Source organism: Rahnella sp. WP5, from assembly GCF_000745615.1.
GTDB classification, from domain to species: Bacteria; Pseudomonadota; Gammaproteobacteria; order Enterobacterales; family Enterobacteriaceae; genus Rahnella; species Rahnella aceris.
The window spans coordinates 113,129-139,092 of the sequence record NZ_JQJR01000011.1; the positions used below are offsets into that span (position 1 = coordinate 113,129).

22 protein-coding genes and 1 tRNA gene are annotated in these 25,964 nt (G+C 52.6%); 10 read left to right on the top strand and 13 right to left on the bottom strand.

Annotated features, from left to right (window positions below; genetic code table 11):
- Nucleotides 1-57: 57 nt before the first annotated feature.
- Entirely contained in the window at nucleotides 58-1,758 is a 1,701-nt protein-coding gene (locus tag EX31_RS10925; protein ID WP_037034760.1) for a methyl-accepting chemotaxis protein, read from the top strand.
- Between the two features lie 102 nt (nucleotides 1,759-1,860).
- Here EX31_RS10925 and dsrB read toward each other — a convergent pair whose 3' ends face one another.
- The 6 genes from dsrB to EX31_RS10955 form a co-directional block, all read right to left on the bottom strand.
- On the bottom strand, nucleotides 1,861-2,058 hold the full coding sequence (gene dsrB / locus EX31_RS10930; protein WP_013575248.1) for a protein DsrB: 198 nt from the start codon (nucleotides 2,056-2,058) through the stop codon (nucleotides 1,861-1,863).
- 426 nt (nucleotides 2,059-2,484) lie between these two features.
- Nucleotides 2,485-2,694, bottom strand: a complete 210-nt coding sequence (cspE, locus tag EX31_RS10935) for a transcription antiterminator/RNA stability regulator CspE (RefSeq protein WP_013575246.1) — start codon at nucleotides 2,692-2,694, stop codon at nucleotides 2,485-2,487.
- Between the two features lie 298 nt (nucleotides 2,695-2,992).
- Entirely contained in the window at nucleotides 2,993-3,916 is a 924-nt protein-coding gene (locus EX31_RS10940) for a potassium channel family protein (RefSeq protein WP_013575245.1), read from the bottom strand.
- A gap of 99 nt (nucleotides 3,917-4,015) precedes the next feature.
- Entirely contained in the window at nucleotides 4,016-4,354 is a 339-nt protein-coding gene (locus EX31_RS10945; protein ID WP_013575244.1) for a hypothetical protein, read from the bottom strand.
- A gap of 200 nt (nucleotides 4,355-4,554) precedes the next feature.
- Nucleotides 4,555-5,613, bottom strand: coding sequence for an NAD(P)-dependent alcohol dehydrogenase (locus EX31_RS10950; RefSeq protein WP_015689853.1), 1,059 nt, complete (start codon nucleotides 5,611-5,613; stop codon nucleotides 4,555-4,557).
- A 206-nt stretch (nucleotides 5,614-5,819) separates the two neighbouring features.
- A complete protein-coding gene (locus tag EX31_RS10955; RefSeq protein ID WP_037034761.1) occupies nucleotides 5,820-6,830 on the bottom strand; it encodes an AI-2E family transporter in 1,011 nt (336 codons plus the stop codon).
- Nucleotides 6,831-7,013: 183 nt separating this feature from the next.
- Here EX31_RS10955 and EX31_RS10960 point away from each other — a divergent pair, with 183 nt between their 5' ends.
- From EX31_RS10960 to EX31_RS10975, 4 genes are all read left to right on the top strand, one after another.
- Nucleotides 7,014-7,673, top strand: a complete 660-nt coding sequence (locus EX31_RS10960; protein ID WP_013575241.1) for an epoxyqueuosine reductase QueH — start codon at nucleotides 7,014-7,016, stop codon at nucleotides 7,671-7,673.
- 335 nt (nucleotides 7,674-8,008) lie between these two features.
- Nucleotides 8,009-8,698 (top strand): DUF969 domain-containing protein, encoded by a 690-nt coding sequence (locus EX31_RS10965; RefSeq protein WP_013575240.1) that lies wholly within the window; start codon nucleotides 8,009-8,011, stop codon nucleotides 8,696-8,698.
- A complete protein-coding gene (locus EX31_RS10970) occupies nucleotides 8,695-9,645 on the top strand; it encodes a DUF979 domain-containing protein (protein WP_037034764.1) in 951 nt (316 codons plus the stop codon). Before EX31_RS10965 ends, EX31_RS10970 begins: the two co-directional genes overlap by 4 nt.
- Before the next feature lie 12 nt (nucleotides 9,646-9,657).
- Nucleotides 9,658-10,680 (top strand): DUF2891 domain-containing protein, encoded by a 1,023-nt coding sequence (locus tag EX31_RS10975; protein ID WP_037034766.1) that lies wholly within the window; start codon nucleotides 9,658-9,660, stop codon nucleotides 10,678-10,680.
- Nucleotides 10,681-10,723: 43 nt separating this feature from the next.
- On the opposite strand, the gene lpxA is transcribed toward EX31_RS10975, so the two are convergent.
- The gene (gene lpxA, locus EX31_RS10980) at nucleotides 10,724-11,512 is read right to left on the bottom strand and encodes an acyl-ACP--UDP-N-acetylglucosamine O-acyltransferase (protein WP_037034919.1); all 789 of its coding nucleotides are present in this window, start codon (nucleotides 11,510-11,512) and stop codon (nucleotides 10,724-10,726) included.
- 360 nt (nucleotides 11,513-11,872) lie between these two features.
- Between lpxA and EX31_RS10985 the strand changes: the two genes are divergently transcribed.
- A complete protein-coding gene (locus tag EX31_RS10985) occupies nucleotides 11,873-13,507 on the top strand; it encodes a phosphoethanolamine transferase (protein WP_037034767.1) in 1,635 nt (544 codons plus the stop codon).
- Between the two features lie 35 nt (nucleotides 13,508-13,542).
- Here EX31_RS10985 and EX31_RS10990 read toward each other — a convergent pair whose 3' ends face one another.
- Complete coding sequence (locus tag EX31_RS10990; protein WP_037034768.1) at nucleotides 13,543-14,439, bottom strand: LysR family transcriptional regulator; 897 nt, start codon at nucleotides 14,437-14,439, stop codon at nucleotides 13,543-13,545.
- A 145-nt stretch (nucleotides 14,440-14,584) separates the two neighbouring features.
- On the opposite strand from EX31_RS10990, the gene EX31_RS10995 reads away from it, so the two are divergent.
- Nucleotides 14,585-15,091: a phenolic acid decarboxylase gene (locus EX31_RS10995; RefSeq protein ID WP_013575234.1), complete on the top strand. Its 507-nt coding sequence runs from the start codon at nucleotides 14,585-14,587 to the stop codon at nucleotides 15,089-15,091.
- A gap of 84 nt (nucleotides 15,092-15,175) precedes the next feature.
- Here EX31_RS10995 and EX31_RS11000 read toward each other — a convergent pair whose 3' ends face one another.
- On the bottom strand, nucleotides 15,176-16,189 hold the full coding sequence (locus EX31_RS11000; protein WP_013575233.1) for an alpha/beta fold hydrolase: 1,014 nt from the start codon (nucleotides 16,187-16,189) through the stop codon (nucleotides 15,176-15,178).
- Between the two features lie 528 nt (nucleotides 16,190-16,717).
- On the opposite strand from EX31_RS11000, the gene EX31_RS11005 reads away from it, so the two are divergent.
- From EX31_RS11005 to EX31_RS11015, 3 genes are all read left to right on the top strand, one after another.
- Nucleotides 16,718-18,241 (top strand): EAL domain-containing protein, encoded by a 1,524-nt coding sequence (locus EX31_RS11005; protein ID WP_037034769.1) that lies wholly within the window; start codon nucleotides 16,718-16,720, stop codon nucleotides 18,239-18,241.
- A gap of 247 nt (nucleotides 18,242-18,488) precedes the next feature.
- A complete protein-coding gene (mtfA, locus tag EX31_RS11010) occupies nucleotides 18,489-19,265 on the top strand; it encodes a DgsA anti-repressor MtfA (RefSeq protein ID WP_013575231.1) in 777 nt (258 codons plus the stop codon).
- A gap of 143 nt (nucleotides 19,266-19,408) precedes the next feature.
- Nucleotides 19,409-19,484 (top strand) — tRNA-Asn (locus EX31_RS11015).
- Between the two features lie 331 nt (nucleotides 19,485-19,815).
- Here the strand turns inward: EX31_RS11015 and EX31_RS11020 are convergent.
- The 4 genes from EX31_RS11020 to EX31_RS11035 form a co-directional block, all read right to left on the bottom strand.
- A complete protein-coding gene (locus EX31_RS11020; RefSeq protein ID WP_037034770.1) occupies nucleotides 19,816-20,556 on the bottom strand; it encodes an SDR family oxidoreductase in 741 nt (246 codons plus the stop codon).
- Nucleotides 20,557-21,004: 448 nt separating this feature from the next.
- The gene (locus EX31_RS11025; RefSeq protein WP_037034772.1) at nucleotides 21,005-24,094 is read right to left on the bottom strand and encodes an efflux RND transporter permease subunit; all 3,090 of its coding nucleotides are present in this window, start codon (nucleotides 24,092-24,094) and stop codon (nucleotides 21,005-21,007) included.
- Nucleotides 24,091-25,200 (bottom strand): efflux RND transporter periplasmic adaptor subunit, encoded by a 1,110-nt coding sequence (locus EX31_RS11030; RefSeq protein WP_037034773.1) that lies wholly within the window; start codon nucleotides 25,198-25,200, stop codon nucleotides 24,091-24,093. Before EX31_RS11030 ends, EX31_RS11025 begins: the two co-directional genes overlap by 4 nt.
- A gap of 75 nt (nucleotides 25,201-25,275) precedes the next feature.
- Entirely contained in the window at nucleotides 25,276-25,890 is a 615-nt protein-coding gene (locus EX31_RS11035; protein ID WP_013575227.1) for a TetR/AcrR family transcriptional regulator, read from the bottom strand.
- Nucleotides 25,891-25,964 lie beyond the last annotated feature (74 nt).

A 25,964-nucleotide genomic window follows, 5' to 3' on the forward strand; every position in this document is an offset into this window, starting at 1 on the left:
GTCACTGACCGCCCGGAACAGGCGGTATACAGGATCAATTGAGCGGAACAAAATAAAATGGATACTCCTACACAGTTAACGACCAGAACCTCCTTTATCAGCAATATTCGCCTTGTTACCCTGATTAGCCTGATTCTTACCGGGATCCTTTTCCTTTTTGCTGTGTCCATCGGCACCTCCGGTTTCTTTCTGAAGCAAAGTAATGCCGCGCTGGCAAACGCCACCCAGGAGCTGCAAATCCGTCTGGCGCTTTCCAACAGTTCAAACCATCTGCGTACCGCACGTTTGCTGTTGATTCAGGCCGCGGCAGCCGCGCGTATTGGCGATCAGGATGTGTTTAGCCAAAACCTGAAGGACGCTGCCAGCCGCATTAAACAGTCACAAACCTCGTTTGATTCGTATATCAACCGGCCAAATAAAACCGATAAAGATCGGGCGCTCGATGAACCGCTGAAAAAAGCCTACGACGCCTATCTGACTCAGGGCATGGCGCCGATGCTGGAATCGGCCAAACAGGCACATTTCGAAGAAGTGATTTCTCAGGAAGCAGAAACAGTACGTGGCCTGGATCTCGCCAATAACGTCCCGCTGCTGGCGGCGATTGCCTATCGCACCCAAACCGCTAACACCATCAATGATAAAGCGCAGCGCAATGCCGTGCTCGGTTATACCCTGATGGGCGGCGGGTTCCTGCTGGCGCTGGTCCTGACTTTCATCACTTATCTGGTCATGCGCAAAGTGATTATTCATCCGCTGAACCGGATGGTGATGCGCATTCAGAAAATTGCCGAGGGAGACCTGACGCAGCCCACCCGGGCACATGGTCGGAATGAAATCGGCGTACTGAGCAACAACGTAGATCAAATGCAACGCTCGCTGGCGTCAACGGTGCTGACCGTACGTGAAGGCGCGGTGTCTATTTATCAGGGGTCGACAGAAATTGCTTCGGGCAATACCGATTTATCATCGCGAACCGAACAACAGGCGGCGGCACTGGAAGAAACGGCTGCCAGCATGGAACAGCTGACGGCGACGGTGAAACAGAACTCCGAAAACGCCCACCACGCCAGCAAACTGGCCGCCGACGCCTCCAATAAAGCGCAAAAAGGCGGGAATATTGTGGCGGAGGTTGTCAGTACCATGGATAAGATTTCCCGCAGTTCGACCAAAATTGCTGAAATCACCAATGTGATCAACAGTATCGCTTTCCAGACAAACATTCTGGCGCTCAATGCCGCCGTGGAAGCGGCACGCGCTGGTGAACAGGGGCGTGGATTTGCGGTGGTGGCCAGCGAAGTGCGCAGCCTGGCACAACGAAGTGCACAGGCAGCGAAAGAAATCGAAGCGCTGATTGAAGAATCCGTCGATTACGTCGGCGAAGGCAGCATTCTGGTGGGCGATGCGGGTGACACGATGTCAGAAATTGTCACCGCGGTCAGCCATGTGACGGACATCATGGGTGAAATCGCTTCCGCATCGGATGAACAAAGTCGTGGGATCAGTCAGGTCAGCCAGGCGGTGTCGGAAATGGATGGTGTCACGCAGCAAAACGCCTCACTGGTGCAGGAAGCCTCAGCGGCGGCCGCGTCACTGGAAGAACAGGCCGCGCGCCTGACACAGGCTGTCGCGGTGTTCCGTCTGGATGGCAACACACGCAGTGCGCAGCCACAGTCCCCGGCATCATCCCGCGCCCTGCCCGGCCCGGCTTCCCGTTCGTCAAAAGGGGTGAACGATGAGCCGAACTGGGAAACGTTCTGATCGTCGCGTCAGCGTTATTCCTGACGGGCAATAAGTAAAAAAATACCGGTGGCAAATCTTCTGCCCCGGTATTTTTTTATTCGTAACGGATGTAGCGTAACGTTATTCAGAACCTTCACGTGGTTCGACAAACGTGCCGTCTTTGGTGTCGCCTTCATTGAAGAACCAGATGCCCGCCGGATATTCCTCCAGCGAAACCAGATACATGACGCCTTCGTAAAACTCCTCTACGGCTAATACTTTACCTTCGCGGCGCGGCCCGCCGTCGGTTTTCACTGTCACAAGATCATTAACTTTCATCAGGTTATCCCATGGTTTTCAATTATGATTATTGTAGTACAGACCACCGCACAAAGGCATGGCATGAAAGGAAAGATAATGCGAAACGGTAAAATACCCCTGCGGGACTCCTTTTCATTTTCTTAACGAATTGAAGCAAGAATCCTGACTTTCATTTTCTCTATACTGGCGGTGTGCTTACCCCCCGAGGAAGTACATAATGAATGTCATAAGAAATATTTTGCCCGCCGTTATGCGGGCTTTTTTTTATCTTTTTGCCAGAGACCGCCGGATAAAACAGCAGACGCTCGCAGAAATGACAAACGGCGTATCAACGATACGGTTAACTGATAAGCGGTTAACTGACAAACAACAGACGTAAAAAAACCCGCGCATGCGGGTTTTTGTCATCTGTACTTTTATCGCTGAAACAGCGGTAAAGTAAGATTAGATAGCGGTAACGTTAGCCGCAGACGGACCTTTAGCACCGTTCTCGATAGTGAACTGTACGTTCTGGCCTTCAGCCAGGGTCTTGAAACCTTGATCCTGGATAGCGGAGAAGTGTACGAACACATCTTTGCTGCCGTCAGCAGGAGTGATGAAGCCAAAGCCTTTAGACTCGTTAAACCACTTAACCTGACCTTTCATCATTGACATAAGAATTACCTTTTAAAAATAAATTTCGCCACCATGGGCATGTTATAGCCGGATTTCAGTCGTTACTTATGGAGGCACTAAGAAGGAAATTCGTCAGAGCAGGGTTATCATGGATAACGCTTTAAATTGGAACAACTTTACTCAGGATGTCGTGCATAAATAGGTCTGTACCACAGGCCGGTATGTATTTACTCATGACTGCCCTTTAATAGCAACTCTTTTTAATGCAATGCTGCGGTAAAGCGCGAAATTAGTCTAATTTTGTACCGAACAGTTCAATAGATGTACAGTTATCAGGCTATTTTTCAACAGGTTGTGGTTTATCGGCCGCTAAGACCGCTCCGCAATGTGCGCAAAATTTTGCATCTATTTCATGGCCAGAATGCAGACAAGTCTGACAAGAACGGGCAGCACGCCCTTTTTCCAATTCCTGCGACATATAAGCCGTTAAAATCCCGGTCGGCACGGCAATGATCGAATACCCCAGCAGGATCAGCACCGACGCAAGCATTCTTCCCAGTGCAGTATGCGGTGTAATGTCCCCGTATCCGACCGTCGTCAGCGTCACCACGGCCCAGTAAACAGACGCGCCCAGCGACGTAAATCCGCCGTTGCCACCTTCGGCAGCAAACATCAGCCCGCCGAAAAGACAAAGAATAATGGCGACAAAGCCAAAGAAGATGCAGAGCTTACGTTTCGCACGCATCAGGCTGCGCCATAAAACCCCGGCGTCGCTCATGTAGCGCAATAATTTCAGTACCCGCAGCACACGTAAAATTCTCAGCAGGCGGATGAGGATCTCCAGATTCCCCGCCCCCGCGAAGGAAGGCAGCATCCACAGGATGTACATGGGCAGAATGGTGCAGAGATCGATGATGCCGAAAAAACTCACCGGATAACGGGTTTTGCGCGGCGAACAGACCACCCGTAAGACGTATTCCACCGTAAAAAGCGCGGTAAACCCCATTTCGACCAGGCCGAACAACGGGATGATATTAGGTGTCGCCGGAAACAAGTCATATGCACTGGATTCGATAAACAGCAGCAGAACGCTGAGCAGTGACGCCAGGATCCAGAATATTTCCATCCGGCGGCCGCTGCGGGTGCGGTGTTCAAATAAAAGGGCATAACAGCGGCGTCGGGCTGACGCAAAAAAGCGGTAATCCTGAGACATAACCGGCACCAGCAAAAAGGAATTATGGCAAGAATAGACGCTTTTCATCGCCCTCGCCTGCGGACAAAAAGTCCAAAAAAAACGCCGGTCGCACAAGGTATTGGTTAAATACACTGTGCGACCGGCGTTGACTGACGGCACGGAGAATTAATCCATTAATTCAGACACCGCGTGACGAACATATGCCGTGATTTGCGCGACGTCGTCTGCGTCTGCACTGCCGCCACCAATCGACCGCACGGTATTCTCCAGATGGCCGATATCCTGTTCAACTTTCTTGGCAATCTGCACTTTAACAATAGTGTCGACTGAAGAGATAAAAGCCCGCATGACGGCTTTCAGCGCGAAAATCTCACCGAAAGAATCGTACGCAGGTTTGTCAGAGGCCGCTGGTTGAGCAACCCGTGGTGGCAAGTTTTTCAGCCTGTCCACATGTTCAATCATCAGATCCATGTCTCTGATGAGTTCGTCAAAACTCTTAGCCACTGGTTTTCCTTCGCCCGGCGAAAGGCAGCAGGATACCACCGCGCTTTCAAGCCGAGAAGTCACAGAAACGTGTAAAGAGTAAATTTCGCCACAATGCGCCCGCCCTGCCGGGTTCTTCTACACAGAGAGTCATAAGCCGGACAGGCGCATCAGATCGCTATTTAGCTGCTTATTTAATCAACGCAGCGCAATACGGCCTTTCAGGCGTTTTTCAATGACGCCATATCAACAACAAAGCGGTATTTCACGTCGCTTTTCAGCATGCGTTCGTACGCGCCGTTGATGTCCTGCATGTCAATCATTTCCACATCACAGGAAATGTCATGCTCAGCACAGAAATCCAGCATTTCCTGGGTTTCAGCGATACCACCGATCAGAGAACCGGCAACGGTTTTGCGGCCCATAACCAGTTTGCCGCTGTGCAGCGCAGGTTCGACTGGCTCAATCAAACCGACCAGAATATGGGTACCGTCACGTTTGAGCGTGTCCAGATACGGGTTCAGATCATGTGGATTGGGCACGGTGTCCAGGATGAAATCGAAGTGGCTTTTTACGGCAGCCATTTGTTTTTCATCAGTAGACAGCACCACGTGGTCCGCGCCCAGACGGTAAGCCTCTTGCTCTTTACCTTTGGAACGGGTGAACAGCGTCACGTCTGCGCCCAGTGCTTTGGCAAATTTCAGACCCATGTGACCCAGACCGCCCAGGCCCACCACAGCCACTTTGTGACCTTTCCCGATTTTCCAGTGTTTCAGCGGAGAATACGTGGTGATACCGGCACACAGCAGCGGTGCAGCAGATTTGATGTCCAGTTTTTCAGAAACACGCAGAACGAATTTTTCTGAAACCACGATTTGTTCGGAATAACCGCCGTAGGTCATCATATTGTCATGACGATCATGGCTGTTATAGGTCATGGTAGCGCCTTCTTCACAGTACTGTTCCAGGCTTTCCGCGCAGGATTCACAATGCTGACAAGAATCGACCATACAACCGACACCGACGGTATCGCCCACTTTGAAGCCAGAGACTTTCGCGCCAACCTGTTTCACGCGTCCGATAATTTCATGCCCCGGAACCATCGGATAAATGCTTTGATGCCATTCATTACGCGCCTGGTGGATGTCAGAGTGGCAAACACCGCAGTACAGAATGTCGATCACAACGTCGGTATCACGCGGGTCACGGCGAACAAAATTATGAGGCGCAAGAGGCGCATCCGCTGAAAGTGCAGCGAAACCACGAACGTTAAGCGTCATTTTTATCTCCTGATTGGATTACGGAATACTTCATGCCCGCAGAAAAGGCAGGCACCGCAAAATTATGACGCTTTAAGATGACTCACTGATATAACGATCCTCGCCATTACTTGCCTGAATCTGTTTATTTCAGGATTTTCAGGCGGGATTGTGCAGAGACTAAACAGTGGCACTTTGCCCGCAAAGCGCCATGTTTTAAGAAAGGATTAAATCAGACCCGCTTCTTTCAGTTCGCTTTTCAGATAAGCGTAATAGATAGGTGCAGCGACCACGCCGGGTATGCCAAACGCCGCCTCGAAGATCAGCATCGCCAGTAAAACCTCCCAGGATTTCGCCTTGATGCGGCTGCCAACAATGCGGGCATTCAGGAAGTATTCCACTTTGTGGATGATGATCAGATACGCCAGCACCAGCGCGCCGACCCACAGCGACAGCGACAGGCCGACGATGAAAATCAGCGTATTCGAAATCAGATTACCGATAACCGGCAGCAACCCGCAGACGAAGGTCACGACAACCAGCGTTTTTGCCAGCGGCAGATGAATGCCGAACAGCGGTAAAATGCCAAACAGGAAAATGCCTGACAGCACGGTATTGATCAGGGAAATCTGGAACTGCGCAAAGACCACGTTACGGAAGGCTTCGCCCAGCAAATGCATCCGCTGCAACAGCTCTTTTTTCAGCGGGGCGTGCAGTTCACCTTTGCGCGGCTGCTGAAGCGAGATAATCGCGCCGAGGATCATACCGATGATCATGGTCAGGAAAACGTGGGCAGCATTCTTGCCAACGGCCTGAATCATCACGATATGTTCACGCAGCCATTGCAGGAAACTGCGCTGCAACTCTTCAATATTCGCCGGTAAATAATGCAGTAATACCGGCGATAAACGGCTTTGTGCGTCTGTCAGCAGATGCGAGACCATAGCGTTAAACGCCACCGGATTACGCATATCCTCCATCAGAAAATCCGCAATGCCCGCAATCGCCAGCGTCAGACAACTGATCACCAGGGTCGCGATAATGGCCACCACCACCCAGCGGGCACGTTCGCCACTGATGATTTTTTGAAAGTACGGGGTAAGCGCATTGATGAGTTCAAACACTAAAAAACCGGCAATAAAACATGCCAGTAAATGAAGAGGAAGAATCAGTAACAGCCCGCCCATCACAATCAACACACTGAGCCAGCGAATTTGATTCGATCTCATAATCTGCATTGCCTGTATCCTTAAATCTCTGTTCACCGGGCTTCGCCCTGACGTGGTCACATCATAGCACTGAACGCTGGCGCACAATCCTCCGGTAAGTTAAACAGTTAAGAAAATTTTGACTGGCGGGGAGGTTCTTTTATTATCCCCCTGAAAAAGTCGTAAAGAAAATCTGAGAGTCTGGAGAAAAGTATGTCTGAATTAATCCGCGATAAACTGAGCCTGCCTGCAGGGCACGATAAATTATTACTGCATTCCTGCTGCGCACCCTGCTCGGGCGAAGTGATGGAAGCCATTCAGGCATCGGGGATCGACTATACAATTTTCTTTTACAACCCGAATATTCACCCGCAGAAAGAATATCTTCTGCGCAAAGAAGAAAACATGCGATTTGCCGGACAGCATGGCATTCCTTTTATTGATGCAGATTACGACACCGATAATTGGTTTGCGCGGGCGAAGGGCATGGAAAATGAACCTGAGCGCGGCGTGCGCTGCACCATGTGTTTTGACATGCGTTTTGAACGTACGGCGTTATACGCCTTTGAACATGGTTTCAGCGCCATCACCAGTTGTCTGGGGATTTCTCGCTGGAAAGACATGAAGCAAATTACCGGCAGTGGCGAACGCGCGGCGGCGCCTTATCCGGGCATGGTTTACTGGGATTATAACTGGCGTAAAAAAGGCGGCTCTGCGCGCATGATTGAAATCAGCAAACGCGAACGCTTTTACCAGCAGGAATATTGCGGCTGTGTTTATTCCCTGCGCGACAGCAACTTACACCGTAAATCGCAGGGCCGGGACTTAATCAAACTCGGTGTGAAATATTACGGCGACGAAGACGGCGAATAACCCCGCCCCAGCCCCTCTCTTTTTGTTATACCCGTCCATCAGGCCGGGTTATTTATTCTGTTATTTCGCCCGCGCCCTGTCAGATACGCCAGTCATAATTTCCAGACCAGTTATTTATTTTGTCAGAATGCTAAACATCAGATTCATAGAATAATTTCCTATGACCTCCCCTGCCTTTGCATCTTGCGTTCACCGTTAACGCTTGTTACTTTCCGCCTCACGCTTTTTATATACGCATTAATTCTAAGTAATAACACGCAGTTATTACCCGCGTATAGCGCTGTTCAGATCCATTAAAAATATAAAACAAACACAACATTATTGAGGGACAAAATATGTGGGTTTTAATTGGTATTCCGATCGTCGTGCTGGGTTTTGCACTGCGGTTTAATCCTTTATTAGTGGTGACCGTGGCCGGTATTTCTACCGGTCTGGCGGGCGGCATGCATACTATCGATATCATCAGCGCCTTCGGCAAAGCGTTCACCGATAACCGCTATATGGGATTGATCTGGCTGACACTGCCGGTGATCGCGATCCTCGAGCGCAGCGGCCTGAAAGAACAGGCCCGTCATCTGATTTCCAAAGTGCATGCCGCCACTACCGGCCGTGTGCTGATGCTGTACTTCTTCCTGCGTCAGATGACCGCCGCACTGGGGCTTAACTCGCTGGGCGGTCATGCACAGATGGTTCGCCCGCTGATAGCGCCGATGGCTGAAGCTGCGGCCACCACCAAATACGGCGATTTGCCTAATGATGTGCGACAGAAAATCCGTGCTCACGCGGCAGCCGCCGATAACGTGGCGGTGTTCTTCGGTGAAGACATTTTCATTGCCGTGCAATCTATCCTGCTGATCAAAGGTTTTCTGGAACAGTACGGCATTAACGTTGAACCGCTGCATCTGTCTGTCTGGGCGATCCCTACCGCCATTGCTGCGCTGATTATCCACTTTATACGGTTATGGCTGCTTGACCGCTCGCTGGCTAAACGCTTCGACGTTCATCACGGGAGTGCAGCGAAATGATCACTTTGCAGACTGTTTATATTCTTGCGGGCCTGATGTTCTGCGCCTATGCGTTCTTCAACGTGCGCGATAAAAGCCATTCCCGCCGTTATGTCAACGCGCTGTTCTGGGGCATTTACGGTGTCACTTTCCTGTTTGGCGCTGAATTGCCGCACTTCGTGACCGGCTGTATGGCGATTTTACTGGCGGTCATCGCCGGTAGCGGGAAACTGGGTAAAGGCAAATCAGACAGTGAGCAGCCCGGACAGGTCGAAAAACGCGAAGCGGGCGCCAAACGTTTTGGCAACAGACTGTTTATTCCCGCCCTGCTGATCCCGATTGTGACCCTGATCGGCACCCTGACGCTGAAATACACGCCGCTGGTAGAAGCCAAAAACGTGACGCTGATTTCGCTGGTACTCGGTACGCTGGTGGCCTTTATTGTGGCGCTGATTATGCTGCGTGATTCGCCGGTCAAAGCCGTGAAAGCGGGCGGACAGACGATGGACACCGTCGGCTGGGCGGCTATTCTGCCGCAGATGCTGGCCGCACTCGGCGCGCTGTTTGCGCTGGCGGGGGTCGGTGGCGTGGTATCTGAACTGGTCAAAAACATCATTCCGCTCGGCTCACCGCTGGCGATTGTGATTGCCTATACCTTCGGCATGGCACTTTTCACCATGATCATGGGAAATGGTTTTGCCGCCTTCCCGGTGATGACCGCGGGGATCGGGCTGCCACTCATCGTCAACCAGTTGGGTGGAAATCCGGCGATTATGGGCGCGATCGGCATGTTGTCCGGTTTCTGCGGCACCTTAATGACGCCGATGGCGGCCAATTTCAATATCGTGCCTGCGGCCTTGCTCGAATTGCAGGACAAGAATGGCGTGATTAAAGCGCAGTGGAAAACCGGTGTATTGCTGTTGCTGGTGAATACCGCGTTTATGTATTTCTTTGTGTTCCGTTTCTGATAAGGAAAGACGATGACGACGCAACAAAGTACCGCCCTGACGCCAGAGATGGCGTCCCGTTTTGCCTCACTGGCGCTGAATCATTTAACCCGTGAATTCCCGAACAAACTCATGCATGCCATGAGCAGCGCGGCAGATGCGCAAACGCCACGCCAGTTACATCCGGTCTTTTACGGCAGCTATGACTGGCATTCCTGCGTGCACGGATACTGGTTATTGCTGCGCCTGCTGGATCGTTTTCCGCAATTACCGGAAGCTGAAAAAATCATTGCGGTGATCGGCCAGCATTTCACGTCAGAAAACGTCGCCGGTGAAATGGCCTATCTGCAACAACCGCAACATGCCGGATTTGAAAGACCGTATGGCTGGGCGTGGTTTCTGGCGCTGAGCCAGCAATTGCATGAGATGGCATTGCCGCAGGCTGCTGAATGGGCAAAAACGCTGGCGCCGATGAGCCGGTTCTTCGAAAAGAGTTTTAGTGAGTTTTTGCCCAAAGCCACCTATCCCCTGCGGGTCGGCAGCCATTTCAACACCGCGTTTGCGCTGGCATTAACGCTTGATTATGCGCGCTGCGTTAAGCATCACAAACTGGCAGAACTGATCGAAGAAACGGCGCTGCGCTGGCATCTGGAAGATGTGCATTGTCAGGCGTGGGAACCGGGCGGTGATGAATTCCTGTCACCCTCCCTGATGGAGGCTGAACTGATGCGGCGCGTTCTGCCGGGCGAAGCATTTGTGACCTGGTTTGGCCGTTTCCTGCCGGATCTGGCTCACAGCCAGCCTGCCACGCTTTTCACCCCCGCCACGGTCACTGACCGCAGTGACGGTAAAATTGGCCATCTGGACGGACTGAATCTCAGCCGCGCCTGGTGTCAGCGTTCGCTGGCCTCTGCGCTGCCAGCGGGCGATCCGCGTGCGGCCTTGCTGCGCCAGACGGCAGAAGCCCATCTGCACAGCGCGCTGAACCATCTCGACAGCACCTACATGGGCGAACACTGGCTGGCGACCTTTGCCCTGTTGGCACTCGAAGCCTGACAGTCCTCTTCCTCTGTTCAGCCGCAGGGTTACCGTGAAATCGTTAGCGAATAATCCCGCGCGCTGAATCGAGGAAAAATGCATTGAAGTGGCACAGTAACGGATATTCCGCGCTGAGCTGCTCAATCTCCCCCTTCACCCGTTCCACCGATTCCGGCTGGTGATAAAGCAAATCGTACAGATAGCGGATGACATTTTGCTGCGCTTTGCCGGCCCGGCAAAATTCCGTTGCCTGCTCGTTTATCCCTTTCGGCACCGCGCGATTTCCCCCCGCTATCACAAAAGGCGGCACGTCCTGCACCACACAGGTATTAGCAAGGAGATGGACGCCCATGCCAATAATACAAAACTGATGCACCGCGCTCAGGGCATCAATCCGGGCATCACTGCCCAATGAAACATGCCCCGCCAGAGCACTGTGTTCGCCGATAAACGTGGCATTTCCTATCTGACAGTCATGGCCGACATGCACGCCCCCTTCAAACACATTCAGGTGCCCGATCCGGGTCATACCACCGCCCTGCACGGTGCCGCGATGCAGTGTCACGTGGCGGCCAATGCGGTTTCCATTGCCGATTTCCAGCCCGGTGGGTTCTCCGGCGTATTTCAAATCCTGGCTGATCTCGCCAATGGATGAACCCATGCCAATCTGGTTATCCGTGCCAATTTTGGTATTGCCGTTGATAACGACATGAGAAGAAATGTGTGTTCCTTCGCCGATTTGCACACCGGCGGAAATAAAGCAGAAAGGCCCGATAACCACTCGCGGGCCGATAATGACACCTGGCTCTATGATACTGCTGGCCGCAATTGTGGCCGAAGATGAAATCAACACGAACATCCTTCTGACAGCCGGCAGGCAGTCAGTGGTGAATTAAACCGGACAGGCATAATCAGGGAAAGATCAAAATGAGCGGAGGGAAACGCACTCAGAGAGGTTTAAACAAGGGGGAGTGTTTCTTGAACATCCGCATCGCTACACCGCACAGCATAAGGCTTCAGGATCGAAAAGGCGGTCTCTTATATTTTTTTTATTTTCTGAACCTTTTCGGAAACGCTGCATAACGAAAATTTTATGACAGGTAGATTAAGGCTTTCTTAAGATTTGATGAATATTCTATTGGATATTCGTTTCTATCGTTATGTTTCCCTCACATCAACGCTGCTACCACCATCCTGTTGGGAGTTTTCATTGCGCTCTATATTCCCGAAGATTAGCTACTTTACGCTGACTTTACTGCTGACCCTGTATTTTACCTTTATCGTTAATCTGCCGATTTTGCTGCATTTTTATCGCATCTTACAGGCACTGCCCGCGTACAACCTGGCTTTTGCCCTGAGCATTCCGGTTGCGCTGTTTGCCGCACTGAACTTTGTGTTCACCCCTTTCAGCTTTCGCCCATTGCTTAAGCCATTCTTTATTATCGTGCTGCCGGTCAGTGCCCTCGCCAGTTTTGCGATGATGACCTTCCAGGTCGTATTTGATCGCGGCATGATCGAAAATATTCTCGAGACACAATCGGCTGAAGCGTCGTCTTACCTGAATCTGAAAGTGATACTGTGGTTTGTCTTCACCGGCGTTTTGCCCGCTATTTTGCTTTTCCTGACACCGGTCAGCTATGAAAAAACGCCGTTACGCCGTCTCGGTGTCCGTCTGGTGTCGATGGTGATTTCATTGCTGGTGGTTGCCTCCATTGCCGGGATTTTTTACAAAGATTACGCCTCTGTGGGCCGTAACAACCGCACCCTGAATCTGGAAATTGTGCCGACAAACTATCTCTACAGCGCGTTCCAGTACATCAATCACCGTTACTTCACGCCGAAAATGCCGTTCCAGACTATTGGCAACGATGCAAAACTGGTGCAGCAACCGGGGCAGAAACCAAATCTGGTGTTCCTGGTGATTGGGGAAACCGCGCGGGCGCAAAATCAGTCATCTGAGGGTTACGCCAAACCGACTAATCAGTACACACAGGCTATTCCTGACGTGGTGTTCTTTAATAAAATGACGTCATGCGGCACGGCAACGGCGATTTCTGTGCCGTGCATGTTCTCGAATATGAAGCGCACCCGCTACGACGCCAACCGCGCCCGTAACAGTGAAGGCTTGCTGGATATCCTGCATAAAGCCGGTGTTTCAGTGTTCTGGAAAGACAATGATGAAGGCTGTAAAGGCGTGTGCGACCGCGTGCCGAATATCACCATCGATACAAAAAAAGACGGTAAATACTGTGATGGCGATACCTGCTACGACATGGCGCTGATGCAGAATATCGATGACGACATCAAACCTGACGGCAAAAATACGCTGATTGGCTTGCATCTGATCGGCAGCCACGGCCCGACCTACTACAAACGCTATCCGCAGGAATTCCGTAAGTTTATGCCTGACTGCCCGCGCAGCGATATTGAAAACTGTTCTCAGGAACAACTGGTGAATACCTACGATAATACCCTGCTTTACACGGATTACACGGTGTCGCAGGTGATTGAGAAGGCGAAGCAGTATCAGGATAAGTACAACGTGGCTGTGATTTATCTTTCTGACCATGGCGAATCGCTGGGTGAAAATGGCCTGTATTTGCACGGCACGCCTTACAGCGTGGCACCGGCGCAACAGACACACGTGCCGATGCTGTTCTGGTTATCCAGCGGTTATGTGAAAGCGCAGGGAATTGATCTGCAATGCCTGAAATCGTATGCCGTGAACAAAGACGTTTCGCAGGATAACCTGTTCCACACCGTGCTGAGCGCGATGGACGTGCAAACCTCGGAACGTGATCCGCAACTGGATATTCTGGCGGGCTGTCGTACATCACAAAGGTAATCACGTCCCTGTTGAAGCGGTTTGCTCCCAGAAAGTTATGGCAGCAAACCGCACTCCGTCAGAATGCTTTTTGCCAGCGTGCTGACCGTTTTATCAAACCGCTCCGATTCATTATCCATCACCATATACAAAGCCGTTTGCCGCACCGTTCTGGCTGATAATTCCAGTCGGCGGAGCAAACCGCTCTCCAGCGCTTTTTCCACACTTTCCAGCGGCAGCCAGCCGTACCCCACGCCCACCGCAATGGCTTCCATCGCGGCCCCGACGGTGGTGAATGTCCAGCTGGCAACAGGGCCGGATGACACATTTTCTGCACGCGGCGCGTGCCGGTCGGCCACGCTAATCAGCGGAAAACGCGCCAGATCCTGCGCAGTCAGCGGAACGGTGAGGCTCATCAGCGGATGATCGCTTTTGGCCACCGGCACAAAATCCACGTCAAGCAGGAAGCGCCCCTGTATCGCATTTTCCGGTGCCAGTGTGGTGATGTATAAATCCGCTGATCGTTCATTTAATTGCTTAAGGCTTTCGCCGCGCAGAATTTCTGTCAGATGAACACGGGTATCGGGAAACTGCTGCTGAAAATTTTTGAGTGCGCGAAACAGACGGTATTTGGGAAAGACACTGTCGACAACCAGGCTCAGTTCGGTGCGCGTCCCGTCTTTCAACCCGGCGGCGCGGTGCTCAAGTTGCAAAAAGGCGGAAATCAGCGGCGTGGCCTGCATCAGCAACGCCCGCCCCTGTTCCGTCAGCGTCGCTTTACGGCCATGAATCTCCAGCAACGGCAGACCGAGACGTTGCTGTAATCCACTCAGGGCATAACTGACGGAAGACTGACTGCGGTTCAGTACCTCTGCGGCCTGCGCGTAACTTCCTTGTTCAATCACCGTTTGTAATACCACCCACTGCTCAAGTGTGGTGCGTGGAAGTGCCATATTTTTACTCCCTTTAGGTAAAACACATCGGAATTTTAGATTATTTCCATCTGAAATCAGCGTTTTTTTATCAATTTTTTAGCGCGTAATATTCTCCTCATCGAAACAAAACATTTCACCTGTTACTGCGTTAAGGAGAATTACCATGAGCAACTTTGATAAACATGACCTGAGCAATTTCATCGGCAAACACGTTGTTTACACTTACGACAACGGCTGGAATTATGAAATCTATGTGAAAAATGCCGAAACGCTGGATTACCGCATTCATAGCGGGCTGGTCGGCAACCGCTGGGTGAAAGACCAGAAAGCCTATATCGTGCGTGTGGCTTCTGATGTGTACAAAATTTCCTGGACAGAACCGACCGGTACAGATGTCAGCCTGATTGTGAATCTGGGCGACAACGTGTTCCACGGCACCATTTTCTTCCCACGCTGGATCATGAACAATCCGGAAAAAACCGTGTGCTTCCAGAACGAACATATTCCATTGATGAATGCTTACCGCGATGCCGGCCCCGCTTATCCGACTGAAGTCATCGACGAATTCGCCACCATTACCTTCGTGCGTGATTGTGGTGCGGATAATGACACCGTGATTGACTGCGCTGCCAGCGAGTTACCGGCTAACTTCCCGGACAATCTGCGTTAATCGTTAACCCGCAGACATAAAAAAACCGCAGTTCAGTCATGACTGCGGTTTTTTCATGAATACCGTTTCAGGAGTACAGGAACATCAGCGCGCCAGCGTTTTCAGCAGCGTCGCATTGAATCTTTCCGGTTCTTCCATCTGCGGTGCGTGGCCCAGACCTTTAAACTCAATCAGTTTCGCGTGCGGAATAAGCTTCGCAACCTGTTTACCCAGCACGTTGTAATGACCGATTTTTGCTTTTACCGCAGGCGGCGCAATATCGCTGCCGATGGCTGTGGTGTCAGCCGTGCCGATCATCAGCGTGGTCGGTACACGCAGGTTTTTGAATTCGTAGAACACTGGCTGCGTGAAAATCATGTCGTATATCAGTGCCGAGTTCCAGGCCACCAGTTTATGCCCCGGCCCGTTGTTCAGCCCTGCCAGCATATCGACCCAGCGGTCATATTCCGGTTTCCACTTATTCACGTAATAGGTTTTGAGTTCGTACTGTTTAATGCTTTCCGCCGAGGTTTTCAGCTCACGGTCGTACCACTGATCGACGGTACGATACGGCACGCCCTTAGCTTTCCAGTCTTCCAGACCAATCGGGTTCACCAGCACCAGTTTCGACACTTCCGGCGCATACATCAGGCTGTAGCGCGTCGCCAGCATACCGCCGGTCGAATGCCCGACAATCACCGCTTTGGTAATCTTCAGACTTTTAAGCAAATCATGCGTGTTGGTCGCCAGCTGCTGGAAACTGTACTGGTAATGCGAAGGTTTGGTCGACGAACAGAACCCGACCTGATCGGGCGCGATAACCCGGTAGCCTTTACTCACCAGCGCCGAAATAGTGTCACCCCAGGTCGCGGCACAGAAATTCTTGCCATGCATCAGCACCACGGTCTGACCATTTTTATGCCCGGTGGGCGGCACATCCAGATACCCCATTTGCAGCGGGGCACCCTGGGAATTAAAAGAGAATTGTTTCAGCGGGAACGGATAATCAAATCCCTGCAATTGCGGACCGTAAGAAGGCGCATCGGCAGCCATTGACGCGCCGGAGAAGGAGAACGATAAAACAGCAGCACAAAAGAGCAGTTTAAAACGGGGAAGCATGGGGTTGTCCTGGTGGTGTTCACGGAACCGACGGCGTAAAGCCTTATGCTACAAACTTTACGCCGTCAGGAAAACCACTTATCCAACATTCCGGATAATTGTGATATGGCGTTATTCTCAGACATATTTCACACCTTATGATTGACCCATCACTTAACGTTAATAAAGATCTTTCGTCAGTGTGAAGCAAAGATATTTTTCATTTCTGACTTAAGACACCTGTTGAGATAATTATTCATAAGGACAGGGAATACTCCATCTTTCTTAACATAATAAATATCACATATTCCCCGGCGGGGTATAAACACAAACATAATGATATAAAAAACCCATCATTTAATTAAAAAATTATTTTTATATATTGTCAGGGTAGAAATATCGGTTCAGATAGGTATTTTTGAGCAAAACGTCACCTTTAAATCAGTGCCATAACGAATCTTCTTCGCAAAGCTCCACAACGCAGAGCGGGATTATGAGGTATATTAACGGGACAAAATGCCGATCTCTGACTCTCACTGGGGGATACCCTTGGCCCTAAACTGGTTAACCCGACGCTCTGTCCGAATATGCCTTTCACTACTCGCATTCCTTGTTGTTGCTGCTCTCGGCATACTGGCGATCTCGTGGCAAACTTCTCAGGGATTACGCCGTGATACCAGTGCAAATCTGCAACAGTCGGTGAGGCTGGTGGATATGACGCTGGATAATGCCGCCATTGCCACCAGCGCCGTTGAGAATCTGATTGGCGTCCCCTGCGATGCCAACACCGTGCAGGCGCTGCGCTGGCAGGTAGCCAAAGTGCCCAATGTCCGCACGGTCAACCTCTACCGCCAGAATACGATTTACTGCGCCTCCTTATTCGGCCCGCGTGCTGACAATATCTCGACCGACAAATATATCGACGGACGGTTAATGCTGATGCGTGGCAACAGCATCACGCCCGATCATCCTCTTATTGCCTATCGTCATGACGTCAACGGCAGCGGCGTGCTGGTTGGTGTGGATGGCTATTTTCTGCACAACATCCTGTCGTTGCTCAGCACTCACGCTTATCTGGTATTGCAGGTAGGCGACCAGTGGATGGACAGCAATGGCAGCATTCACACCGGTGAAGGCTGGCCGGATGGTGAACGTATGGAGCTTGCTTCTCAGAACTACCCCTACGCGATTCGCTTAGTGATCCGACCCAGTGACCACTGGGGTTATGTTTTTGATTACGCCACCGTCAGCCTGGTATTGTTCCCGCTGCTCAGCTTATTTATCGCTTTCATGACCTACAGTCTGCTCGGTCGTGTCGGCAGCCCGACGGCGGCGCTGAGAGAAGCGCTGGAGAAAAAACAGTTCATTCCTTATTTACAGCCGGTGGTGGATGGCACCACGCATGAGGTGACCGGCGCTGAAGTGCTGATGCGCTGGCAGCATCCGCAATCAGGGCTGATCCCGCCTTATCAGTTTATCCCGCTGGCAGAAGAGAGCGGCCTGATTGTGCCCATGACGCGCCTCATCATGACGCAGGTACGTGAACAGTTCGGCCCGCTGGCAGCACAGTTGCCTAAAAATTTCCATTTCGGTTTCAATATCTGCGCCAGTCATTTCAAAGACCTCTCGCTGGCTGAAGACTGCAAAGCGTTTATTGATGCCTTCAGGGAGAACCCGATCAACCTGGTGCTTGAGCTGACTGAACGTGAATTAATCGAGCCGGGTGAAATCACCTCCAGCCTGTTTCACACACTTCGCCAGATGGGCGTGCTGATCGCGCTGGACGACTTTGGCACCGGGCATTCCAGCCTGGCGTACCTGCAAAAATTCCACATCGATATTCTGAAGATTGACCAGAGTTTCATAGGCCGGATTGGTACAGACGCGCTGGCCGGGCACATTGTTGATAACGTAATTGACCTGGCTAAACGCCTGCAAATGATCATCGTGGCCGAAGGCATTGAAACCCAGACACAGGTAAATTATCTTGCCCCGTACCGGCTGGAATTCCTGCAAGGTTACTTTTTCGGAAAGCCTGTACCGCCCGCCGATTTTATCCGGAAATGGCTCTGATTTTCATGCTGCCTGTGGCGGGCGCTATCTCTTCATGCTGCGGGCACATTCGTGACTCAGTGACTAGACTAATAACGTGAGCTGCGTCTTATAAGATGTCTGTGCTTTTTGCTAAAAAACTGCCGGTGTGTAACATCCATACAGGATGAGTCCGATAACTAAGCTAACTTGTTGAAGTTACTTGTATTGGAGTACTCTGGCGGAGAACCCTGCTGACAATCAGAATGATCACTTTGCGAGCAAGATGATGATTAAGTGGCCGTGGAAAGCGAATGAACTGAAAATTGAGAAATCAGACGCCTGGAATGACGCGCTGAATATCCCACTTTTATCTTGCCTCAACGAAGATGAGAAACTGCGTCTGATTCAGGTCGCCAGCCAGTTGCTGCAACAAAAAAGGCTGGTTCCTCTGCAAGGCGTTGAGCTGACTGAACTGATGCAGGCGCGTATCGCGCTGCTTTTTGCGCTGCCGGTGATGGAACTGGGCGCTTCCTGGCTCGATGGCTTTCACGAAATCCTGCTCTACCCTTCCCCGTTCGTGGTTGATGCTCCCTGGCAGGATGAAAACGGGCTGGTGCATGCCGGTTCACAAATTCATGCCGGACAAAGCTGGGATCAGGGCCCGATTGTACTCAACTGGCAGGACATCGAGGACTCATTCGACAATTCTGGTTTTAACCTGATCATCCACGAAGCGGCGCATAAACTGGATATGCGCAACGGCGGCGAAGTCACGGGTATTCCGCCTATTCCGCTGCGTGAGGTGGTGTCATGGGAACACGATTTACACGCCGCGATGCAAAATCTGCAGGATGAAATCGACACTGTCGGCGAAGAAGCTGCCAGCATGGACGCCTACGCGGCGACCGATGCGGCCGAATGTTTTGCGGTACTGTCAGAGTATTTCTTTAGTGCACCAGAATTACTTTCAGAACGTTTTCCGCTGGTATACGGCCATTTCAGCCGTTTTTATCAACAGGACCCGCTGGCAAGGCAACTTCGCGGTCAGCGCTGCGATTGTTAAATTCCGTTTTGACCGACGTTTTTCCGCAGTAAAGTGCCCTTTTATGGCGACATTGATTAGTTGCTGAGCAGTCGGACGTTTTTGACGAATTTAGCGTTGACACTCCGCAGCCCTCTGGATATTATGCGCCCCGTTCCAACGATTCCTCTGTAGTTCAGTCGGTAGAACGGCGGACTGTTAATCCGTATGTCACTGGTTCGAGTCCAGTCAGAGGAGCCAAATTAGAAAATCCCGCTTAAGGAAACTTAAGCGGGCTTCTTGCTTTTTATACGCCGCAGCCCCTGCCTGTATGGCGTTGAGGCAATCAGTGAGCATGAAAACCTTCCCGATGCATTTTCAGTTTTCCCTCCGCATCGGGAGCATTTGGTGGTCAGATTTGGGGTCATGTTGGTTCGATGACGGAGTGACCCCCAAATGTCTCTTAACGACACAAAAATCCGCAACTTAAAACCATACGCAAAAATCCTTTAAACACGTTGCCCCGGCATCCGTAATTTCTATAAACCAATGAGTGAAAATACGGTTAATAAGGCGCTGAGGCTGATTGAACTCACAAGTGAACCAGTCCGCCATCCACAGCGTACTGGCTGCCGGTTACGTAAGACGCATCATCTGAGAGCAGAAAAAGTGCGACGGCAGCCGCTTCATCAGCTGTACCGGCTCGTCTGAGAGGCACCTGGCTTACTACAAAATCTTCAAACTGTTGCCGCGACTCCTCGGGCATGAAGTGTCTAAAATTAGTCTCGACAGGCCCTGGCACCAGCGTGTTGGCGCGAATGTTGCGTGTAGCCAGCGAGGCGGCCCAGCTTTTTACCATGGCGACAACGGCACCTTTTGTTGCAGCATATAAGCTCGTCATTGGCGCACCTTCATAGACTGAAGACGATGCAGTGACCAACACTGATGCACCTGGGTTCAAAATGTTGGAAAGTGATGCAAGCTGGAGCATAGGCCCGCGAACATTGGCATTCATCATGCGATTAAAGGCGTCGGCCGTAACGGATTCCGGTGCACCAACCTCTGCGTAACCCGCATTCAGCCACAACCCGTCGAGATGCCCCCAGCCGCTGACTGCCGTTGCGAGCGCATCAATATCTGCCTCACTTGCAGCATCACTTTTCAGGATCAGTGCAGTGTCCGGCAACAGCTTACGGGCCCGTGCCAGACGTTCTTCACTCAGCCCTGTGATGGCAACTTGTCCACCCTCTTTCACAATTCGCAGCGCTCCTGCCAGCCCCATACCGCTGGTGCCCCCCGTTATAAGTACACGTTTACCGTGAAATCTTCCCATAATGACTCCCCTTTAATCGTTATAACCGCCATTTACCTTACGAAAGAACTCCATTACTGCCCATCCCTTCTGAGGGATTCACAACTACCGGCAGTTAAAGCCGGAGAAATACTGTTTCCTTTGCTTAATGATCTGAAAGACTGAATTCCAAATACCCGGGCGATCCGCAAACCAGCAACATAACAGATGCGGACACCCGCAATCTGGTTTCAGCTCCGCTCACTGCACTCGCAGAAATGAGCACGACAGGAATGAGGTCGAGGCCTTTCTCGGTCAGCGTGCAGAAATCTTTGCGCCTGTCGTCGGGGCCGGGCACCCTCGCAAGAATGCCCTGCTGCTCAAGAAAAGCCAGCCGGGACGGGAAAAACCACAGACCCTTGCCCTGTGACAAGGATCTGTGGTGAGACTGCACGACAAAAATACGCTTCAGCCATTCGTCCGGGACTGCTTACGCTAATTCCGTCCGTGCGTTCTGCTGCTGTTCATCAGGCCGTATCCTGAACCAGATGGCATACATTGCTGGCAGGAAGACCAGCGTGATGATGGTGCCGCCAAACGTCCCGCCAATCAGCGTATAAGCCAGCGTTCCCCAGAACACCGAATGGGTCAGCGGGATAAACGCCAGAATAGCCGCCATCGCCGTCAGCAACACCGGTCTGGCCCGCTGCACCGTTGCTTCCACCACCGCATGAAATGGCGGCAGCCCTTCCTGCTCGTTGTGATGGATCTGCCCTATCAGGATCAGGGTGTTACGCATCAGGATGCCCGACAGCGCGATTAAGCCGACCAGCGCATTGATGCCAAACGGCTGGTTAAAGAGCAGCAGCGTGGGCACCACCCCAATCAGCCCCAGCGGTGCAGTGAGGAAGACCATCACCATCGCCGACATTGACCGCACCTGCAGGATAATGATCAACAGCGTCATGGCAATCATGATCGGGAACAGCGGTGCCATCGCCTCGGTGGCTTTTCCGGATTCTTCAATAGAACCCGCCTGCTCGATACGGTATCCGGCCGGGAGCGTATCAATGACCGGCTGTAACGCTTTGATCATTGCCGTGGAGACATCCGGCGGCTGCAGGTTTTCGGCAATGTCTCCCCGCACGGTAATGGTCGGCGTACGATCGCGACGGCGCAGAACAGGATCTTCCATTTGCACCTCAACCTCCCCGATCTGCGACAGCGGAATGCGCTGGCCGGAAGAACCCACTAAGGTAAAACCGGCGATTTTTTCCGGATCAAGCCGGATATCTCCTGCCGCCCGCCCCATCACCTGCACCGAACGGATATCTTCACGCACCGAGGTGATCGGAACCCCTGAAAGCAGGAACTGAAGCTGCTGCGCGACCGCATTCGATGTCAGCCCCACCGCCTGAAGACGGTCCTGATTGAGCGTGAAATGCAGCGCCGGTACACGCGGCCCCCAGTCGGTGTTGACGGTCCTCATCATCGGGCTGGCCTGCATCACCTTTTCGACCTTGTCTGCAATTTCGCGCAGTTTATCAGGATCCGGCCCCATCACCCGGTAGGCCACCGGATAAGGAGAATACGGACCGAACACCAGTTGGGTGACTCGCACGCGCGCCTCAGGTGCCAGGCCGCTGGCTGCTGCCTCACGTAGCCTGAACTTGAGCGCCTCGCGCGCTTCCTGACTGTCCGTCAGCACAACAATTTTCGCAAACGACGGATCAGGCAGCTCGGGCGCCATGGCCAGATAAAAACGCGGTGAACCCTGCCCGATATAAGACGTGACGATTTTTGCCTCTTTCTGCTTTCTCAGCCAGGCTTCAATTTTCGCCGTGGCGGCGCTGGTCTGCTCAATAGAAGTGCCATAAGGCATCTGCACTTCAACCAGTACCTCCGGGCGGTCGGAGGTCGGGAAAAATTGTTTTTTCACCAGCCCCATGCCAAGTATAGCGACCGTAAAGACGGCAATAACGGTACCGGCGACTATCCACTTGCGCGCGATGACGCGGGTCAGCACCCGGCGAAAACGGTTGTAATGACGGGTGTCGTAAATCGCCGCATGCCCGCCCTCCACCGTTTTGATTTTCGGCAGCATTTTCACGCCCAGATAAGGCGTAAACACCACCGCCACAATCCAGGAAGCAATCAGGGCGATACCGACAATCCAGAACATGTTGCTGGTGTATTCACCGGCAGTGGACTGGGCAAAACCGTTGGGCATGAACCCGACGGCGGTGACCAGCGTGCCTGCCAGCATCGGGGCCGCCGTGTGACTCCAGGCATAGGCCGAGGCTTTGATGCGGTCGTAGCCCTCTTCCATTTTCACCACCATCATTTCGATGGCGATGATGGCATCATCGACCAGCAACCCGAGCGCCAGGATCAGCGAGCCCAGGGTAATACGGTCAAAGTTTTTGCCGGAAGCCTCCATCACCACAAAGACAATCGCCAGCGTCAGCGGCACCGCCGCCGCAACCACCACGCCCACGCGCCAGCCCATACTGACGAAGCACACCACCATCACCACCAGCAGCGCGACGAAGAATTTGATCATGAACTCGTCAACGGCGGAGCTGATGTTGACTGACTGATCGGTGACCTTGGTCAGGGTCATGCCCAGCGGCATGCCCTCATTGATTTTGGCCGTTTCCGCATCCAGCGCCTTCCCCAAATCCAGACCGTTCCAGCCGTCGCGCATAACGATGCCCAGCAGCAGCGCCGGTTCACCCTGATTGCGGATCAGGAAGGTCGCAGGATCTTCGTAGCCCCGTTCAACGGTTGCCACGTCAGAAAGCTGCAAGGTTCTGCCCTGTACGACGATGGGCGTTTCGCGGATTTTCTCCAGTTTGTCGAAGGCGCCGTCCAGGCGGATAAAGACCTGCGGCCCTTTGGTATCAATCGAACCGGCGGGCGTCAGGACGTTCTGGCTGTTGAGGGCGGAGAAAATATCCTGAGGCGAAATACCCAGCGTGGCCAGCCGGTCATGCGAGAACGACACAAAGATGCGTTCGGCCTGTTCGCCGATGATATTGACCTTCTTGACCCCCGGCACATGCAGAATTTGCTGGCGCAACGATTCCGCATCGCGCACCAGCAGTCGCTGTGGCTCCCCTTTGGCCTTCAGCGCAAAGAGCGCAAAGGTCACGTCGGAGAATTCATCATTGACCATCGGCCCGATGACGCCTGCCGGCAGGTTTTTGGTCTCATCCCCCAGCTTCTTACGTGCCTGATAAAACTCTTCCTGCACCTGTGAAGGCGGTGTGCTGTCCTTCAGCGAAAGCATGGTAAAAGCCAGACCGGGACGCGTGTACGTTTCGCTGCGGTCATACCACTTCAGCTCCTGCATACGCTTTTCCAGCGGTTCAGCCACCTGATCCTGCATTTCCTGCGCGGTGGCACCCGGCCAGGCAGAAATAATGGTCATCTGCTTGACCGTAAACGGCGGATCTTCAGCCCGTCCCAGTTCAAAAAACGAAAGAATACCGGCCACGGTAATCAGGATAATCAGGAACAGCGTGATTGAGCGCTCACGCACGGCGAGCGCTGAAAGATTGAATCGCCCCCCGCTCATGGCTGGCTCCCGGCGACGCTGGCATCGCTTTGTTCGGCCAGGCGTACGGCCTCACCGTCATGCAGCAGATGCGCCCCGAGAGCGACCACCTGCTCTCCCGGCTTAAGGGAACCGGTCACCCTCGCCGCATCGTCACCCAATCCCTGCACCTGCACGGGCCGCCATGACACTTTGGCGGGCTTACCCGAAATCTCCCAGACCCCCGGCCCTTTGCCCGGATCATAGATGGCCGCTAAAGGCACCTGCATCACCTGGCCCGGTAATTTATCGTCTGCAATATGCAGCGTCACGGTGGATCCCAGCGGGGCATTCGCCAGTGCTCCCTCAAGTACATATCTCGCCTCGAAGGTACGGGTTAGCGGATCTGCCGCATCGGAAAGGAGCCGCAGTTTCGCAGGGACAGCCTGTTTACCCGTACCGTACAACGTTGCTTCGGCCTCGCTTCCGGCAGCCGGGCGTAACGTCTCAGGCAACTGCACGATGGCCTCGCGCTGCCCTGCTCTGGCCAGCCTGACCACCGGCTGCCCGGCACTGACAACCTGACCGGGTTCAGCCAGCGTATCCATGACCACGCCGTCGGCGTCAGCCAGCAGCACGGCGTAGCCCGTGGCGTTTTGCGCCACATTGGCCTGTGCCTGAGCCGCACTGAGTTCCGCTTTGGCCGTATCGGCGGCGGCCTTTATCTGATCGTAGGCCGATGCCGACACTGCGCCTGCCGCGACCAGACCGCGATAGCGCACCTCGTCATCAGTCGCTTGTCTTGCACGGGCCCGTGCCGCCGCGACGGTCTGTTGCTGAGCCTGTGCCTGCAGACTCAGGTCAACCGGATCCAGACGCATCAATGGCTCACCGCGTTTAACGGTCTGGCCGGTATCGACCAGGCGTTCAAGGATTTTGCCCTGCACTCTGAAACCGAGGTCGCTTTGAATCCGGGCGACAACAACGCCGGTAAATGCGCGGGAGGCATCGGCAGCACTCACCACGGTCGCAGACCTGACCAGAGGAGGCTGAGTACGGGGATCGTCGGTGCCGGAAGAGTCGCCGCAGGCCACAAGGGCAAGCGGCAACAGGCAAACAGCAAAGGTGGCAGGATTAAGCCTGAGCATGGGTTCCCTTAATTGAATTAGCAGGACAGTAACCGCATTCTCAGACCAGTGACCAATAATGTCAATAGTCACAACTCAGGGTGACAGACTTCTCAGTATCAGTGAGGACAGGAGTGCCGCAGCCGCCGGTGCCGTTTCCAGATTGTATTGCAACTGTACCGGACTGATGTAAGGCCGCATGACCAGATATATCGCGTGCGCCGCCTCATCCAGCGGCGTTTTTCGTTCAAACTCGCCCGCCTGCCGCCCTTCTACAATGATTTGCTCAATCAGTGTTCTCAGACGCTCTTCATGAGCCTCTGCCGACGGCCACTTATCCCGCGCCGCCACGGCAGCAATGTCATAAAGCTTGCGATCGTGAAAAAACAAATCACTGCCGGCTTCAGTCAGTGCCCTGAATAAACGCCGCAATTTTTCGGAGGCCGACGGGGCATCTGCAATCGCTGAATTGACAATCGCCATGATCATCGCCAGCCGGTTAGTGCAGATCACCTCGCCGATCGCCTGCTTGGAATCGAAAAATTTATAGATGTAGGATTTTGAAAACCCTATTGATTTAGCCAGTTCTGACACCGTGGTTTTCTCGTAACCAAAATGCCCGAAATGCTCTGTGGCAGCGTCAACGACCTGATCACGCACACTGTGATCCGATGGCCCCCTTGGGGGATGTACATTTATGTGTTTAGTCATTTTTCCAGCTTAGCTCAATGAGCCCTGATTGACAACGAGTGACCATTTGGTAATGTAGTCACACTTCAAAACTG